The organism is Vibrio kyushuensis (assembly GCF_050337325.1).
GTDB lineage: Bacteria > Pseudomonadota > Gammaproteobacteria > Enterobacterales > Vibrionaceae > Vibrio > Vibrio kyushuensis.
The window spans coordinates 247876-262596 of sequence record NZ_JAKJSV010000002.1 but is presented as its reverse complement, the minus strand read 5'-3'; the positions used below and the strand labels follow the sequence as shown (position 1 = coordinate 262596).

Sequence of the window (14721 nt, the reverse complement as noted above, 5' to 3'; positions counted from 1 at the left end):
TTATTTGTATTTATATAAATTATAATTATTATTTACTCATCAATAATACATTGCAGTTTTAACAGGGAACATAAAAATGACTATGTATCTTAAAGCGCAATCCCGTTTGAAGCTAACTCAGTTGGCTTGGTATACTATTGATCCTCAGTTATCTTTCCTTCTTTCTTCAGAATAATTTCATTCGGCGATTTTTCGTCAATCTAAATTTGATACCTATTGCTTTTTGCTACTGACGCTCTTGTTATAGCTAGGTCATACCTTCTATTTCATTAGCCAAAGTAATGCTATCTATAGGATTTCTAGAACAGCTACGTCTTAATAAAAATTCGCTTATTATGTGAGTGTTGGCGTTAGTATATTCTGCATATCAAGTTTACAGTCACAATTATTAGTCTAATTCTATTTAACCACATCATCGATATTTATTTGGTGCAGACTTTCTCATCCAAAAATAAATATTCAACGATATGAGAAATTAATTCATTACACAAATTGAGTTGAGTGTGTAAGCACACTAATCATATATAAAGGTATTATTATGAACGATTTTAAACATCTTCCTGAACCATTCCGTATTCGTGTCATTGAACCAGTTAAACGTACTACGCGTGAGTACCGTGAAGAAGCAATTATAAAATCAGGTATGAACCCATTTTTGTTAGATAGTGAAGATGTCTTTGTTGATCTACTAACCGATAGCGGTACAGGAGCAATAACCCAAGAGATGCAAGCAGCTATGCTTCGAGGTGATGAGGCATACAGCGGAAGTCGTAGCTACTACGCTCTAGCAAATGCTGTTAAAGATATTTTTGGTTACGAGCATACTATCCCAACACACCAAGGTCGTGGTGCTGAGCAAATCTATATTCCCGTTCTTATTAAGAAGAGAGAACAAGAAAAAGGACTAGATCGTAGCAAGATGGTCGCACTATCTAACTACTTCTTCGACACCACGCAGGGGCACACGCAAGTTAACTGCTGTGTCGCCAAAAATGTCTACACAGAAGAAGCGTTTGATACCGCCGTTAATGCCGATTTCAAAGGCAACTTTGACCTTGAAAAGTTAGAAGCCGCTATTATTGAAGCTGGGCCAAATAACGTACCTTATATCGTCAGTACGATTACTTGTAACTCAGCTGGAGGACAACCTGTTTCAATCGCCAACTTGAAAGCGGTGTATGAAATCGCGCAGAAATACGATATCCCTGTCGTCATGGATTCAGCACGCTACGCTGAAAATGCCTACTTTATTCAACAGCGCGAAGAGGGCTTCAAAGACTGGAGCATTCAAGAGATCACGCGTGAAACCTACAAGTATGCAGATGCACTAGCTATGTCGGCAAAGAAAGACGCCATGGTGCAAATGGGCGGTCTACTCTGTTTCAAAGACGAATCCATGATGGATGCATACACAGAGTGCCGTACTTTGTGTGTCGTGCAAGAGGGGTTCCCAACCTATGGCGGCCTAGAAGGGGGAGCAATGGAGCGACTAGCCGTTGGCCTTTATGATGGTATGCGTCAAGAGTGGTTGGCTTACCGTATTGGTCAGGTTCAATACCTTGTTAACGGTCTTGAAGATTTGGGCATTGTCTGCCAACAAGCAGGAGGACACGCTGCATTCGTTGATGCAGGAAAGCTTCTTCCACATATTCCTGCAGGTCAATTCCCAGCTCACGCACTGGCTTGTGAACTGTACAAAGTTGCTGGTATTCGTGCAGTAGAAATTGGTTCATTACTGCTTGGCCGTGACCCGGCTACCGGTAAGCAACACCCCTGTCCTGCAGAACTGCTACGCCTAACAATCCCACGCGCAACTTACACTCAAACTCACATGGACTTCGTCATCGAAGCATTCCAAAAAGTGAAAGAAAACGCGGCGAACGTAAAAGGACTGGAGTTCACCTATGAGCCACCAGTATTGCGCCACTTCACCGCTTTACTTAAAGAGGTAGAGCCAAACATTACTCAAAAATCAGAAGATAAAGTTCTAGAAGAAGCATAACCCCTTCCTCAAATAGAGCCTCTCTTTGAGGCTCTATTTGAATATAGACCGCCTAAAAAACCATCTTCAGAATAGGTTTGGGCCTTTAATTTAATAACGTGAAACTAAAGGGATATTTATGGAACAGAACGCCACATTAGCAGTGGACAATGCTGTTACAAATAAGAGCCCCTCTTTAATTGGAGGGGCGTGTATTATCGCCAGCGTGTGTGTCGGTGCAGGGATGCTTGGTCTTCCTAGTGCGGGTGCCGGAACTTGGACGGTATGGTCAATTATTGCAATCAGCTTAACCATGATCGTAATGACGATTTCAGGTTGGATGCTACTTGAAGCATTTAAAACCTATGATTTAAAAGCTTCATTCAATACCGTAACCAAGGACATCCTTGGTGAAAAAGTAAATATGTTTAATAACCTGATGGTTTATTTTGTTGGTGGTATTTTACTCTACGCTTACATCACCTCATCAGGTTTAATTCTGCAAGATATACTCGGGATCAGTAGCAAAATCTCGTCAGTGCTCTTTGTTTTGATCTTTTCCACTTTTGTTTGGCACTCGACACGCGCAGTTGATCGAATCTCTGTTGTATTAATCGCCTTTATGATCTTTAGCTTCGTTTTTGGTGTATCAGGATTAGCCGCTAAAGTTGATATGTCGATCCTTTTTGACACCGCTAATAAAGATGCAAACTACGCCCCTTATGCCTTCGCTATGTTACCTGTCGCGCTGACTTCTTTTGGCTATCATCACTCAGTGAGTTCTATGCGTTCTTACTACGGTGAAGAGAAAAAGGCGAGCCACGCTATTCTTTTTGGCACTGCGATTGCTCTGGGGCTTTACTGCCTATGGTTGTTCAGTATTTTCGGCAACCTTCCTAGAGAGCAATTTGGCCCAGTGATCGAGCAAGGTGGAAACGTCGATGCCCTTCTAGCCGCATTGGACTCAGTTATAAAATCTGAAAAAGTAGAGAATGCAATTAACATTTTCTCAATGGCTGCAATACTCTCGTCGTTCATCGGTGTTGGTTTAGGCGTATTTGACTACCTTGCCGATCTGTTTAAATTTGGGGATACTAAACAAGACCGGACTAAAACTTGGTTAGTGACTTTTTTACCTCCACTAGTTCTTTCCCTACTATTTCCATTCGGTTTTGTTATTGCTATTGGTTACGCAGGCGCGGCGGCAACAGTTTGGACTTGTATCATTCCGGCACTTCTTGTCTACAAAGCTCGTAGAACAGAGACTGGAGATAACGGTTTTAGAGCACCCGGTGGCAATATAATGGTGTTTGCTGTCATTGCTTTTGGTATTTTCACTGCTCTCTTTCATCTGATGTCTATGGTGGGAATGCTGCCTTCATTTACAGGCTAATCAGAATATAATTACGGTTATAAAGAGGTTGGCATTTATATTCCAGCCTCTTTCTTGTCGAGTTCAATCTCAAACACCTGTTAGCAGCGACATCTCAATTTTACTCTATCGTCACTTATACTAGTGATGCCCTTCTAACTATCCACACACGCGGCTACCTCCTATAGTTTTATAGGAGTAATCTGGATTGCTACACAACAAGTTGAACATTAATTGTCAGAGGTGATTATGAGTTTATTTTATGTTGATAAGAAAGCGCAAGAGAATGGCGACCACGAAATTCACACCGCAACATGTACCCACAGCCCAAATAAAAATGATTGTGACCCACTTGGTTATCATACAGCTTGCAGTACTGCGTTAAGTGCGGCTAAAAAAATATATCCTCAATCAAATGGTTGCTACTACTGCTCCTATTCGAGCTACACCTCTGAAGACAAATAAACCAGCCATACAAAAACGGCTTCTTTACAAGCAGTAAAGAAGCCGACAAATAGACTAAACGGTCATTACATTCTTAGAATTACGCCCAAAACATCATCGCGATCAGTGTTAATGCGCCTATACAAACTACGTTTAAAATAATCCCTACCCGCATCATTTCACTTTGCTTAATATGCCCTGAACCAAATACAATCGCATTCGGCGGAGTAGCCACTGGTAACATAAATGCGCAAGACGCTGCGACGGCAATCAACACCGACAAAATAACCGGTGACATACCAAAGGCTTCAGCTACCGTTGCAAAAACTGGGATTAAAAGTGCAGCACTCGCCGTGTTACTGGCAAACTCAGTTAAAAATACAACAAAGGCAGCGACAACTAAGATTATTAAAACAATCCCAAACTGCGAAATTAGCCCGCTCAACTCGTTTGCGAGAAATACACTGGTTCCTGTTGTTTTAAGTACATTACTTAGACAAATTCCGCCGCCAAATAACAACAGAACACCCCAATCAGCCGTTTTTTCGATATCTTTCCAATGAACAACTCGTGCGAAATTAACCATCACAATCGCCCCTAAAGCGACAATGGTGTCAAACTTAGCATATCCACCTATCATCGAGTTTATCGGCTTACTAAAAATCCAAAGCAGTACGGTTGTAGCAAATATCGCTAATGTAACGACCTTTCCCTTATCCCATTCGACCGCTTCTTGGTTTAGTTCAAATTGCCCTTTTAAATCTGGTTTGATCACCAAATAAAGAACCAAAATTGAGACTGGTAATAAGATCATTGCCGCAGGCACACCAAATGCCATCCATTCAGTAAAGGTTAATCCAACCTCTACCGCTGCAATTGCATTGGGCGGACTGCCTACTATAGTTGCTATTCCGCCAATACTTGCACTATATGCAATCCCAAGAAGAACGAAAACATACGTTTTATGCCCCGATTCAGAGTTTACTTTACTTAATACACCAAGCACTAGTGGAAGCATCATCGCTGTGGTTGCGGTGTTACTGATCCACATAGATAAGCCCGCTGTAACGCCAAATAGCATAAACACCGCAACACTCATACGCCCTTTTGCTAAGACTAATACCTTGTCAGCAATCACTTTATCTAGCCCTTGCGTGTGCATTGCTGCTGCTAAAGCAAAGCCGCCAAGGAAAAGGAATATGATTGAGTTAGAAAAATTATTTAGAGCGGTTTGAGTATCGAAAACACCAAATAGTACCGCCAGTATTGGGACTAATATGGCGGTGACGGTGACATGTAAAGCTTCCGTCAGCCACAGTATTGCGATGAAAGTAAGCATACTCAGACCCAATACAACTTGAGGATCAAATGGCAGTGTTTTATACATAAATAAACACAAAATGATGTTGGAAAGTATAATCAGGCTATTGCGATTTAAAAACCACTCACGAGTGTTGGAGGGGAGTGGCACACTGTCATTTCTATTCATTGTTATCATTCCTTACAAGGGCGTTTTGACAACAATATGCTTACATATAAATAACGAATTCAGTAATTTGTTTAATAAAGATGTTAACCACATCAACAGAAAGGTTTATACGGTTAACACCCTGAAATAATTAGAGAATTAAAATAAATTACTCATCACTTTTTTGACTGATTTAATCGATAGTTTTATTAATTCATTCACAGCTTAACAAATCAAAACTGTCGAAAACCTGCTGACAATTCATCACTCTTCCATGCCCCTGCCCTTTTGTTATCTCTAAAGAGACTTTATTAAATTCGTTATCAGCTCGAATGGAAACATCAAAATTAGCAAACTTGTCCTTTTCATCGTGAACGATAATTGTTTTTGATTCCCTAACGCCTAGCTTCTGATATGGATTTACTGACTGAATAGGATAGTGATACTGCTCTTCAATCTCCGACACTATCGCTTGGAATAATTTTAATGAATACCCTGAGCGAGCAACACTGCCAAATAAGTTCTCGAAGTAGTCCAGAACAGGTGCAATCAACAGCATTGGGCGGTTTTCTAATTTACGGTGGCGACACTCTAGTGCTGAAGCCGTTCCCATACTGTGTGCGACGATGCCCGCAATCTCACTTGGAATACTGTCTAAAATTGCTTCAAGCCCCTCAACAAAAACAGGGATATGACCATAAACACCATCACTTTTACCATGAGCAGGGTGGTCGTAAGCAAGCGCTGTAAAGCCCTTACTTGCAATGTGTTCCATAAGAGGAAAGAACTGACTCGCTGTTCCCGACCAACCGTGACTTAACACCCAAACAGGCCCTTGCCCAAGTTGATAAGTTTCAAGCGTACCGCCACTCCAGTCGACTTTGTTTTTAATCAAACCTTTCGGTTCTGCATTTTTTGGCTGACTTCGCACGGGCGTTAATAGTAGTTTCCTTGCTACTTTTTTCGCATGTTTAGGCGCAACGCTATGATGCAAACGAGTCGTCACATTAAGCAGGCTTCGTTTCACACTAAACTTAGCAGAAGTATTAAAATAGATTTTGTCACTCATGTTCATTCCTATGTGCCGTCATTTATAGAACGACCGTGCTATTTTAGATTAAAAGAAAACAATTTAATCGCTCGTTATTCTAGACGACTTCAGATCGCCAACTAGTGAATAGGCGCTTTACACCTAACCAGAAGTGCTCGTAACTGGCCTCTTCTCCTCGTATCGAATAGAAAAGGTGAGCACTTAAATAGAGACCATACAGTTCAAAGGCTGCTTGGCTTGGCTGCAAATCCTTATGGAACTCATTGCTTTCAATACCTTTCTCCACTTGAATCTGTAGATAGTTTATCCATGTAGAGATCGTCTTTTTCAGGGCTACCTGTGTCTCACTCGGTTCTGCAGTTGTATCTTTCCAAGCATCCAAAAACATGCAACTGCCTTGAAAAGAGTGGTTCCAACTCAACCAGTTATCCATTAGCGCTGTAAGTTTTTTTTCAATACTCACATCATTCTGTGCTCTAGCCGGAGCGATAACACGTGTTGTAAAAATTAAATTGGCGTGTTCAAGTACCGCGACCTGCAAATTATCTTTTGAGTTAAAATGAGCGAACAGTCCACTCTTTGACATACCACACTGCTTTGCCAGCTCGCCAATCGTCAGGCTCTCTAAGCCATTGACGCTCGCAAGCTCAAATGCAGTGCTTAATATATGTTCTTTAGTAACTCTTCCCTTACTCATATTCACCATCAATATTAATTCACTCTATTATATTTAGCACGTTCGTACTTTTTTGCAAATTAAATTTTAATCCGTTACCAATCTAGGCACAATGTACTTGTGTGGCATATTGAGGAAAACCATGAACACTCTTTTTGAACAACTTCTGTTTTCAGCATCCATAACAGGCCCTATCTGCTTGATGTTGTTCCTAGGTGTGTTTCTCAAGCGGATCCAATTGATCAATGAGAATTTCATTGATATCGCCTCAAAATTGGTTTTTCAGGTCACCCTGCCAGCGATGTTATTTCTAAGTATTGTTCAATCTGATCACGATTTTGTAAGTAGCGGCGGTTTAGTACTTTTTGGGTTGGTCATCAACGCCCTATTCTTCATTATTACAGCTATCATCACCAAAAAAGTGTTCTCTAGCCCTAAAGATCAAGGTGTGATCATTCAAGGGAGCTTTCGCGCCAATACAGCTATTATTGGTTTAGCTTATGTTGCCAATATTTATGGAGCTTCAGGCGTTGCGCTTGCCGCCGTCTATGTCGCCTCCATGACAGTTTTATATAATATTCAAGCCGTTATTGCTCTTTCACAAACAGATAAGGGTTTTGGCGCACAAGCGGTTAAAGTGATTGGCAAAACGCTGACACGTAATCCATTAATCATTTCGATTTTGTTAGGTGTTATTGCCTTTTCCCTCTCAATTCCCATTCCCCAAATGGCCATTGATGCTGGGCAGTATTTTGCGGATATGACGCTACCACTCGCGCTATTGTGTACCGGGGGCTCTCTCAATATTCAATCTCTTAAGCACGATAAATTTCCAACTTGGTTTGCAACTTGCTTCAAACTGATTCTTGCTCCAATAACAGCCACCCTAGCAGCCATTGCATTTGGCTTTAATGGTCAGGAACTTGGGCTTATTTTCTTAATGGCCGCAGCACCGACGGCCGCGGCAAGTTACGTAATGGCGAGCTCTATGGGAGGAAACTCTACTCTAGCTGCTAATATTATTGCTCTTACAACCGTTCTTTCACTTGTTACCTGCACAATCGGCATTTTTGCGCTTTCAACTCTAAAACTGATCTAGGCCCTTTTGAGTTCTTTTTATTCACCATCGATATCAAGTTTTCATAAAGGCACAACGAAAAGAAAAGTGCCTAGCAAAACAGCAATAAAGCAGAGCTAAGATATTGTAATAAAGTAGAAGATTGATAAATTAGCCTATCTCTTCTTATAAGCTAAATGATTCAACTCAAATGAACAAAATGTCTTCTTCAAATAAAATAGCCAGTATTGAGCTTGGTCGTGTTGTCGCGATGTTGGCAATACTCTCTATGCACTGCCAAATGTTTATTGGTTATTGGCTAATAGATGGAGAATCATGGTTTGGATACATATTTAATCAATCCACCCGATTCGCCGTACCACTCTTTTTTCTAATCTCTGGCTACCTAATTCAACCAAAGCTCCTAGCGTCACCCTATGAAACTCTAAAAGCATATTCCAAGCCTCTTCTCAAAATATGGCTAGTTTGGAGTGTATTAAGCCTAGCAATGCCTTTTAATCTAGGGGTGCTAATGGAGCATGGCTATATAGCTGAACGTTCTGGCTATTGGAACTATTTAATGGGCTCACCACTAAACTCTTTTCTTGAAGGTGGGCTGGTTCATTTATGGTTTATACCTGCACTAATAAGCGCTGTCGCAATCATGGCTTTTTTACTACAAAGTAAACAAGCGAATCTGATCATTCCTGTTGCTGTCGTATTGTATTCATATGGTTTACTTGCTGGAAGCTATCAAATCATCACCGACCTTGAGCCTCCATTTTTTACTCGAAATGGACCTTTCTTTGCAACCCTAATGGTCGCTATTGGTTTCACCATTCGCCAAAATAATATCGCCATTAGTAGCTCGAAAGCACTCGCGTTAACCCTGTTTGGTTTATTCTTACATATGGGTGAAGCGTGGAATCTGCATCAATTAGGGCAAACATTTAATGCCAATGATTTCTTGTTAGGGACAGCTATCTGGACCGTTTGTTGCTTTTTATGGTTATTATCAAAACCGACGTTAGGAAACTCGCCGCTTGTATTTGCACTCTCAAAACGAGTTCTTTCTATTTATGTTAGCCATATGCTTGTCATAATCGTCATGCTTAACGTTGCAGGTTTCTATGAATTAACATTTGGTTGGAAAGACGTAACTGTATGGTTAGGCACTGTTTTACTTACTGCAATCTTAGTTCTAGGATTAGAAAGAACACCATTAAACAAAATCTTATTTCGGTAACGGTTATGGAGAAAATCATGCGAACACTGTTTTTGGTTTTCTCCTTTTGTTTCTCTACTTTCACTTTTTCTGCACCAGAGGTTAATTGGCAATTTGCAAAGACCGAAGATGGTATAACAATACATACGCGCCCCCATAGTGATGGGTTAATTGAAATCCGCGCGCAAATGTTCATCACAACAAATTATTCTGCTTTTTTACTCTTGTTAGAGGATACTAAGCGAGTTCCAGCTTGGATTGATAACGTCGAAAAAAGCCAAGTTCTACATCAGATTAGCCCAAATGAGAACATCGTATACACTCAGTTTAAAGCACCTTGGCCCGCATTAGATAGAGACATGGTGACCTACTCTCGTTACTACTTCCAAGATGGTGCTTTTGTTCTTTTAATCAAAGATGCACCAAGCATGCTAGCAACACAGCCCAGCTATATAAGGATCACTGATGTAAATGCGCTATGGAAGCTAGAGAAGCTAACTAATGGCGCCACACATATTGAATATGTCGCATTTGCAAATCCATCGGGGATATTACCTGATTGGTTGGTCAATAAACTTGCGATTGATAGCGCATTGAATACGTTTAAAGGGCTCAGAACTGAAATCGCAGAATATCAAAATATTGCCCATCCAAACATCAACAGCAATGAAACCGCTTTGCTCACTTTTTCTACTTCATCCCCTTAAGTTAGCCAGTTCATAAGCTACTTCGTTTTATAACTAGTCAGCTCCTAAGCCACCTAAAATCAAAAAGGATATTAATTCGATTAATATCCTTTCAATTTACAAGCTTCACTCTCTAAACAATTACGTATCTAACCGCACGAATTCCGCTAAACGGCTTAATCGGCGCTCAGACTCTTTCACGTAAGGGTTACTTTCATCCCAAGCGTAGCCAGCCAAAATAGCGCATATCATCTGTTTGATTCGAGCGTTTGGATTTTGATGGAATATCACATCTTGCAGTGACCCGTTGTACCAACCTTCAACATACGTACGAAATGCATCAACACCGAGCATCAAAGGTGCTGCATACTCCTTCTCCCAATCAATGTCTTCGCCATTTAACTGACGGACAACACATTGCGTCGCTAGCTCGGCAGACTTCATCGCAATAGTGACACCGGATGAAAATACAGGGTCTAAAAACTCCCCTGCATTACCTAATAGAGCATAGTATTTGGTCGCTAAATGTTTAACGTTAGCCGAATAGCCGTTCAGTTCGCCGATAGCATTCGGGAACTCAGCTCGAGCTAGTAATGACGCTAGAAATGGTTCTTCCCCGATTAAGGCTTGAATCGCTTCTATCGAGTCTTGAGGGTAGCTTGCAAAAAAGCTAGGCTCACCCACAATACCAAATGAACACACCCCGTTTGAGAAAGGAATAAGCCAATACCATACGTCTGGATTTTGTGGGTGGACAGAGACTAGAATTTTATTTCGATCATACTGAGGATGAAGACTAGCATCGATATTATCGACGATGTGAGTAAACAGAGCCTTTCTTGGTGGTAAGCATGATGGTGTTTCTAGATCCAATAACTTGGGTAGCACGCGTCCAAAACCACTCGCATCAAGCACATACTGAGCATGTATTTGATATTGAAGTCCATCTTCAACTAATATATCTAATACAGCACCGCTGGAATCGAACTCGATATTTTTGAGTTCGTGTTGATAGCGGATCTCGATCCCCTGCTTTTGCGCTGAATCTGCCAATATTTTATCGAAATTACCGCGTTGAACTTGAAAGGTGGTGCATGGACCGTCAGTGAACTTATCTTGAAAATCAAACTCGGTGTATTGGCCATTACAACGAAAAGCTGCGCCATCCTTATACTGAAATTTCGCAGCCTCTACATCCGCCTTCATTCCTGCTTTTTCGATCACTTCCATACAAGCAGGCAGCAAGCTTTCTCCAATAGAGAATCGAGGAAACAAAGCCTTCTCTATAACAACCGCTTCTATGCCTTGTTTAAGCAACAATGCGGCGGCAATAGAACCCGATGGACCAGCACCAACAATAACAACTTGAGCAGATTGTCTTTCCATCATAATAGCCTCAGATTAAGATTTCGCTTTCAGCTGCAGCAATGTATGTCCCAAGCCTATGTTATCAGTACGTTCAACAACCTCGAGATCAGCCTCTTCAACTATTTCTAAGAAATCTTCACTGCGATAGAAACGGCTATTTCCATTTGCTAGGCAGGTAAAATAGAGTGAAGTGGCATTCAGACTAAACGCTGCTGCGTCATATTTCTGCGCATCCCAAAATAGCTCCAAGATGTATACCGTTGAATCGGGTTTTAACTGCGCTCTTACACGCTTCAAGATACTCAAGATTTCCATTGGCGAAAAACAGTCTAAGAACTGGCTCATCCACCAAACGTCTGCACTTTCCGGAAGGCTCTGCTTTTTATCAAGCATATTGGCAGGGTAAGGAGTCACACGCTTAGAAAAGCCATGCTTCTCCGCATTTTTCATAGCCATCTCTAGCTGCTGCGGTAAATCAACTATCGTAATTTGAACGTCTTCATCATGCTGACAACACTGCATCGCCCACTTACCTGTGTTACCACCAATATCAACAATGTGTTTGGGCATAGAGGTAAATACTTCTTGTAGCAAAACAGGAAACGAGCGGTCCGAATAGAAGTGGTCGAACTTAAACCAGCTATCTTTGGCTTTTTCAGGTAAGCGAGATAAGCCTTGATATATGGTTTCCCAGTCTCCTAACTCTTTAAGGCCAGCCGGTTTACCCTCTTCAATTGACTCTGTTAGGTGCATCATTGCTGCGTAGCAAACGTCAGCTGTGAAATCCATGTTTGCGTTGGTCATGCCATCATGAAGTAAAAAGAACCCAAGGTTTGCCAACGAGTAATTGGTGTCATCCCATAATACTATGTGGGCACTTATTGCCATGTCTAACAGTACTTTTACGCCGTACTCGGACACACCAGTTGCTGCAACTATTTGTTCTGCGTTAAGTCCCTGACTTCCTGCTTCATCTATCGCGGCCAATATGCCCAAATCACGTAACGTTCTCGCGGTTTGGAATACGATTGGCGCGAACGCCAGTTTTTGAGCTTCAGTTTTTGCTTCAAGAGCATTGAATGGGTCAATTTTTTGATCTAACACGTTTGAACCTAATTGATTAAATGATTATTGAGAAGCGGCTAAAAGAGCCAATTTTTGTTGAATATCACGATTTAAGGTTGAGACCCATTTGTTGTAGCTTCTGTGGATATTCTGATCATCTGCTTTTAAATTATTCGAATCGACGTAAAGAATTGAGTAGTACTTGTTAGTGTATGGGATCTCAATCGTCGCTGAATGTGAGCGAACGTCAACAGTTGCTGTTATCTTGCTGTTAGCTACTTCTTTAATCACCCAACCACGTTTCATGGCGGCTTCTAGAATAACCGTTTTAACTTGTTGATTATTCATCTCATATGCAACAGGTGTGTCTTCAATATTCATAATAGGTTGAACTCGACCACAACCCACTAAAAGAAGCGTTAAAAATAGGGAAATAATAATTTTAGTTGTTTTCATAACTCGTCCTTGTCATTAACATAGTATTGATAACCACATAGTATTGTGGCCCCTAGTATTTAGCCAGTAAGGCAACAAATCAATATCTTATGTCAAATGAAACTCAAATAGCCTCATTTAATGTTGTTGACTACTTTGCACAGTCAGCAGGGTTGAATCAAAAAAAACAGTGGCAACAATGGGCCATTAATAACATATGGCCACAAGACGGCAAAGCAGACGTCAATCATATTCCGCCCATGATGCGCCGTCGGATGAGCACTCTTAGCAAATTGGCACTGCAAACGGCTTTGGAGTTGCTAGAAAAACATGACGTGGACTACTTAGTTTTCGCAAGCCGACACGGTGAGCTACACCGCAGTGCTACGCTTATTAAAGATATTGTTCAAGGTGAAGAAGCATCTCCGATGGCGTTTTCCCAATCGGTGCATAATACCGCCGCAGGATTAACGACAATTGCCACAAAAAAAACGATTCCTGCGACATCTATTGCGGCAGGACGTAATACTTTTCAAAGTGCCATTGTCGATGCTTGGCTTTACCTCGAAGAGAACCCGACTCATAAGGTTCTAGTGATTGATTTTGATGAGCCTGTCCCAGAGGTGTATCAGCAATATGAGAAAGAAGAGTATCAAGGTTACAGTCTTGGTCTCATTATAAGCCATGGTAATTCGATTTCAATTAAGTCAACGACCGTCGAGCACGTACCAGCAACCTCGTTATTGCCGCAGGGTCTCGACTTCTTACAGCACTACATTCAAGACCACACGGAGTGGCAGTTAAACGGCGATCTACAAGGATGGAAATGGACGCGATTTTTATAAAACTGAATCAATACTGGCGAGTATTTGCAACCGGATTTTGCTTTTCAATTTTTGGCATTGGAGGGCTTTTTCTCAGCTTTGTATTTATCCCACTTATCCACCTTTTTAATCGTGACAGTTCACAACAGGAACGCCACGTTCAGCACCTTATTCAACAAAGTTTTGATCTATTCTGTCGACTCATGAAGTTCACAGGTGCCATCGACTATCAAATTGTCGGGGCAGAGAACTTAGCTGATGACAAACATTGTTTGATCATTGCCAACCATCCAAGCCTTATTGATTACGTGTTAATTGCCTCACAGCTCAAGCAATGTGACTGCCTAGTCAAGTCAGCGATATGGTCAAATATGTTCATGAAGCATGTTGTGAAGGCTGCGGGCTATATTCCCAACGAAGCACCAGAAGACTTAGTCGAACAGTGTCAGCAAAAATTTGAGCAAGGAAATGTTCTGCTCGTTTTCCCTGAGGGTACGCGTACACGATCAAATGAAGAAACTAAGTTACAGCGTGGCGCGGCACAAATTGCAGTGAGAACCGGGCGAGATATGCGTATTATTCACATATCAGTGACACCTAGCTTTTTAACAAAAGAGAAAAAGTGGTATCAAGTTCCAAAAACAAAGCCTTTTTTTCACGTAGAAATAAAAGGTAAAGTTGAGGTTGAACCCTTTATAGAGCAAACTAGTAATGCGACTTTGGCGGCCAGAAAGTTAAACAAATATTTAGCCACCGCAATTTTTCCCAAGAACATATAAATTTAAGTAGGTGCAAATGGAAGTACTACAAAACGAAATCAAACAACTCATCATCGATGCCCTTAATTTAGAAGATATTTCTATCGATGATATTGAGACTAATGCACCTTTGTTTGGAGATGGCCTAGGGCTTGATTCCATTGATGCTTTAGAGCTTGGTTTAGCAATTAAGAAAAAGTACAATTTCGTTATTGATGCTGACGACTCTAATACTCGCCAGTACTTTTCATCAGTCGCAAATCTAGCTGATTTTATTTCGACTAAAACCAATTAATAAGAAATAGATACCG

At 41.1% G+C, this 14721-nt stretch carries 15 protein-coding genes; 9 read left to right on the top strand and 6 right to left on the bottom strand.

Features of this window, described 5'->3' with window-relative positions; genetic code table 11:
• Positions 1-538: 538 nt before the first annotated feature.
• The 3 genes from tnaA to L4D20_RS01185 all read left to right on the top strand — a co-directional run bounded on the left by tnaA (position 539) and on the right by L4D20_RS01185 (position 3818).
• Positions 539-2002 carry a tryptophanase gene (gene tnaA / locus L4D20_RS01195; RefSeq protein ID WP_428799736.1) on the top strand — a complete coding sequence of 488 codons (1464 nt, stop codon included), beginning with the start codon at positions 539-541 and terminating at the stop codon, positions 2000-2002.
• Positions 2003-2120: 118 nt separating this feature from the next.
• Positions 2121-3374, top strand: coding sequence for an aromatic amino acid transporter (locus tag L4D20_RS01190; RefSeq protein ID WP_428799735.1), 1254 nt, complete (start codon positions 2121-2123; stop codon positions 3372-3374).
• 228 nt (positions 3375-3602) lie between these two features.
• Positions 3603-3818: a hypothetical protein gene (locus tag L4D20_RS01185; RefSeq protein WP_428799734.1), complete on the top strand. Its 216-nt coding sequence runs from the start codon at positions 3603-3605 to the stop codon at positions 3816-3818.
• A 79-nt stretch (positions 3819-3897) separates the two neighbouring features.
• Here the strand turns inward: L4D20_RS01185 and L4D20_RS01180 are convergent, their stop codons facing one another.
• The 3 genes from L4D20_RS01180 to L4D20_RS01170 form a co-directional block, all read right to left on the bottom strand.
• Positions 3898-5286, bottom strand: coding sequence for an SLC13 family permease (locus tag L4D20_RS01180; RefSeq protein WP_428799733.1), 1389 nt, complete (start codon positions 5284-5286; stop codon positions 3898-3900).
• A 193-nt stretch (positions 5287-5479) separates the two neighbouring features.
• Positions 5480-6334: an alpha/beta hydrolase gene (locus L4D20_RS01175; protein ID WP_428799732.1), complete on the bottom strand. Its 855-nt coding sequence runs from the start codon at positions 6332-6334 to the stop codon at positions 5480-5482.
• A 79-nt stretch (positions 6335-6413) separates the two neighbouring features.
• Entirely contained in the window at positions 6414-7013 is a 600-nt protein-coding gene (locus L4D20_RS01170) for a TetR/AcrR family transcriptional regulator (RefSeq protein WP_428799731.1), read from the bottom strand.
• Between the two features lie 121 nt (positions 7014-7134).
• Here L4D20_RS01170 and L4D20_RS01165 point away from each other — a divergent pair, with 121 nt between their 5' ends.
• The 3 genes from L4D20_RS01165 to L4D20_RS01155 all read left to right on the top strand — a co-directional run bounded on the left by L4D20_RS01165 (position 7135) and on the right by L4D20_RS01155 (position 9981).
• Positions 7135-8091, top strand: a complete 957-nt coding sequence (locus tag L4D20_RS01165) for an AEC family transporter (protein ID WP_428799730.1) — start codon at positions 7135-7137, stop codon at positions 8089-8091.
• Between the two features lie 178 nt (positions 8092-8269).
• Positions 8270-9295, top strand: a complete 1026-nt coding sequence (locus L4D20_RS01160) for an acyltransferase (protein ID WP_428800729.1) — start codon at positions 8270-8272, stop codon at positions 9293-9295.
• Positions 9296-9312: 17 nt separating this feature from the next.
• Entirely contained in the window at positions 9313-9981 is a 669-nt protein-coding gene (locus L4D20_RS01155) for an START domain-containing protein (protein ID WP_428799729.1), read from the top strand.
• 120 nt (positions 9982-10101) lie between these two features.
• Here the strand turns inward: L4D20_RS01155 and L4D20_RS01150 are convergent, their stop codons facing one another.
• From L4D20_RS01150 to L4D20_RS01140, 3 genes are read right to left on the bottom strand one after another with little or no spacing between them, the layout of a single operon-like run.
• The gene (locus L4D20_RS01150; protein WP_428800728.1) at positions 10102-11346 is read right to left on the bottom strand and encodes an NAD(P)/FAD-dependent oxidoreductase; all 1245 of its coding nucleotides are present in this window, start codon (positions 11344-11346) and stop codon (positions 10102-10104) included.
• A gap of 15 nt (positions 11347-11361) precedes the next feature.
• Positions 11362-12432: a class I SAM-dependent methyltransferase gene (locus L4D20_RS01145; protein WP_428799728.1), complete on the bottom strand. Its 1071-nt coding sequence runs from the start codon at positions 12430-12432 to the stop codon at positions 11362-11364.
• A 24-nt stretch (positions 12433-12456) separates the two neighbouring features.
• Entirely contained in the window at positions 12457-12849 is a 393-nt protein-coding gene (locus L4D20_RS01140; RefSeq protein ID WP_428799727.1) for a hypothetical protein, read from the bottom strand.
• Between the two features lie 89 nt (positions 12850-12938).
• On the opposite strand from L4D20_RS01140, the gene L4D20_RS01135 reads away from it, so the two are divergent.
• Genes L4D20_RS01135 through L4D20_RS01125 form a run of 3 tightly spaced genes read left to right on the top strand, consistent with a single transcriptional unit; the run spans position 12939 to position 14705 of the window.
• Entirely contained in the window at positions 12939-13673 is a 735-nt protein-coding gene (locus L4D20_RS01135) for a beta-ketoacyl synthase chain length factor (RefSeq protein WP_428799726.1), read from the top strand.
• On the top strand, positions 13655-14431 hold the full coding sequence (locus tag L4D20_RS01130; protein WP_428799725.1) for a lysophospholipid acyltransferase family protein: 777 nt from the start codon (positions 13655-13657) through the stop codon (positions 14429-14431). Before L4D20_RS01135 ends, L4D20_RS01130 begins: the two co-directional genes overlap by 19 nt.
• Positions 14432-14447: 16 nt before the next feature.
• Positions 14448-14705, top strand: a complete 258-nt coding sequence (locus L4D20_RS01125; protein WP_428799724.1) for a phosphopantetheine-binding protein — start codon at positions 14448-14450, stop codon at positions 14703-14705.
• Positions 14706-14721: the final 16 nt, after the last annotated feature.

Bases quoted from the DNA above. Each gene is read 5' to 3' on its own strand.
- tnaA (WP_428799736.1), top strand. From the start codon at position 539: ATGAACGATTTTAAACATCTTCCTGAACCATTCCGTATTCGTGTCATT.
- L4D20_RS01190 (WP_428799735.1), top strand. From the start codon at position 2,121: ATGGAACAGAACGCCACATTAGCAGTGGACAATGCTGTTACAAATAAG.
- L4D20_RS01185 (WP_428799734.1), top strand. From the start codon at position 3,603: ATGAGTTTATTTTATGTTGATAAGAAAGCGCAAGAGAATGGCGACCAC.
- L4D20_RS01180 (WP_428799733.1), bottom strand. From the start codon at position 5,286: ATGAATAGAAATGACAGTGTGCCACTCCCCTCCAACACTCGTGAGTGG.
- L4D20_RS01175 (WP_428799732.1), bottom strand. From the start codon at position 6,334: ATGAGTGACAAAATCTATTTTAATACTTCTGCTAAGTTTAGTGTGAAA.
- L4D20_RS01170 (WP_428799731.1), bottom strand. From the start codon at position 7,013: ATGAGTAAGGGAAGAGTTACTAAAGAACATATATTAAGCACTGCATTT.
- L4D20_RS01165 (WP_428799730.1), top strand. From the start codon at position 7,135: ATGAACACTCTTTTTGAACAACTTCTGTTTTCAGCATCCATAACAGGC.
- L4D20_RS01160 (WP_428800729.1), top strand. From the start codon at position 8,270: ATGTCTTCTTCAAATAAAATAGCCAGTATTGAGCTTGGTCGTGTTGTC.
- L4D20_RS01155 (WP_428799729.1), top strand. From the start codon at position 9,313: ATGCGAACACTGTTTTTGGTTTTCTCCTTTTGTTTCTCTACTTTCACT.
- L4D20_RS01150 (WP_428800728.1), bottom strand. From the start codon at position 11,346: ATGGAAAGACAATCTGCTCAAGTTGTTATTGTTGGTGCTGGTCCATCG.
- L4D20_RS01140 (WP_428799727.1), bottom strand. From the start codon at position 12,849: ATGAAAACAACTAAAATTATTATTTCCCTATTTTTAACGCTTCTTTTA.
- L4D20_RS01135 (WP_428799726.1), top strand. From the start codon at position 12,939: ATGTCAAATGAAACTCAAATAGCCTCATTTAATGTTGTTGACTACTTT.
- L4D20_RS01130 (WP_428799725.1), top strand. From the start codon at position 13,655: ATGGACGCGATTTTTATAAAACTGAATCAATACTGGCGAGTATTTGCA.
- L4D20_RS01125 (WP_428799724.1), top strand. From the start codon at position 14,448: ATGGAAGTACTACAAAACGAAATCAAACAACTCATCATCGATGCCCTT.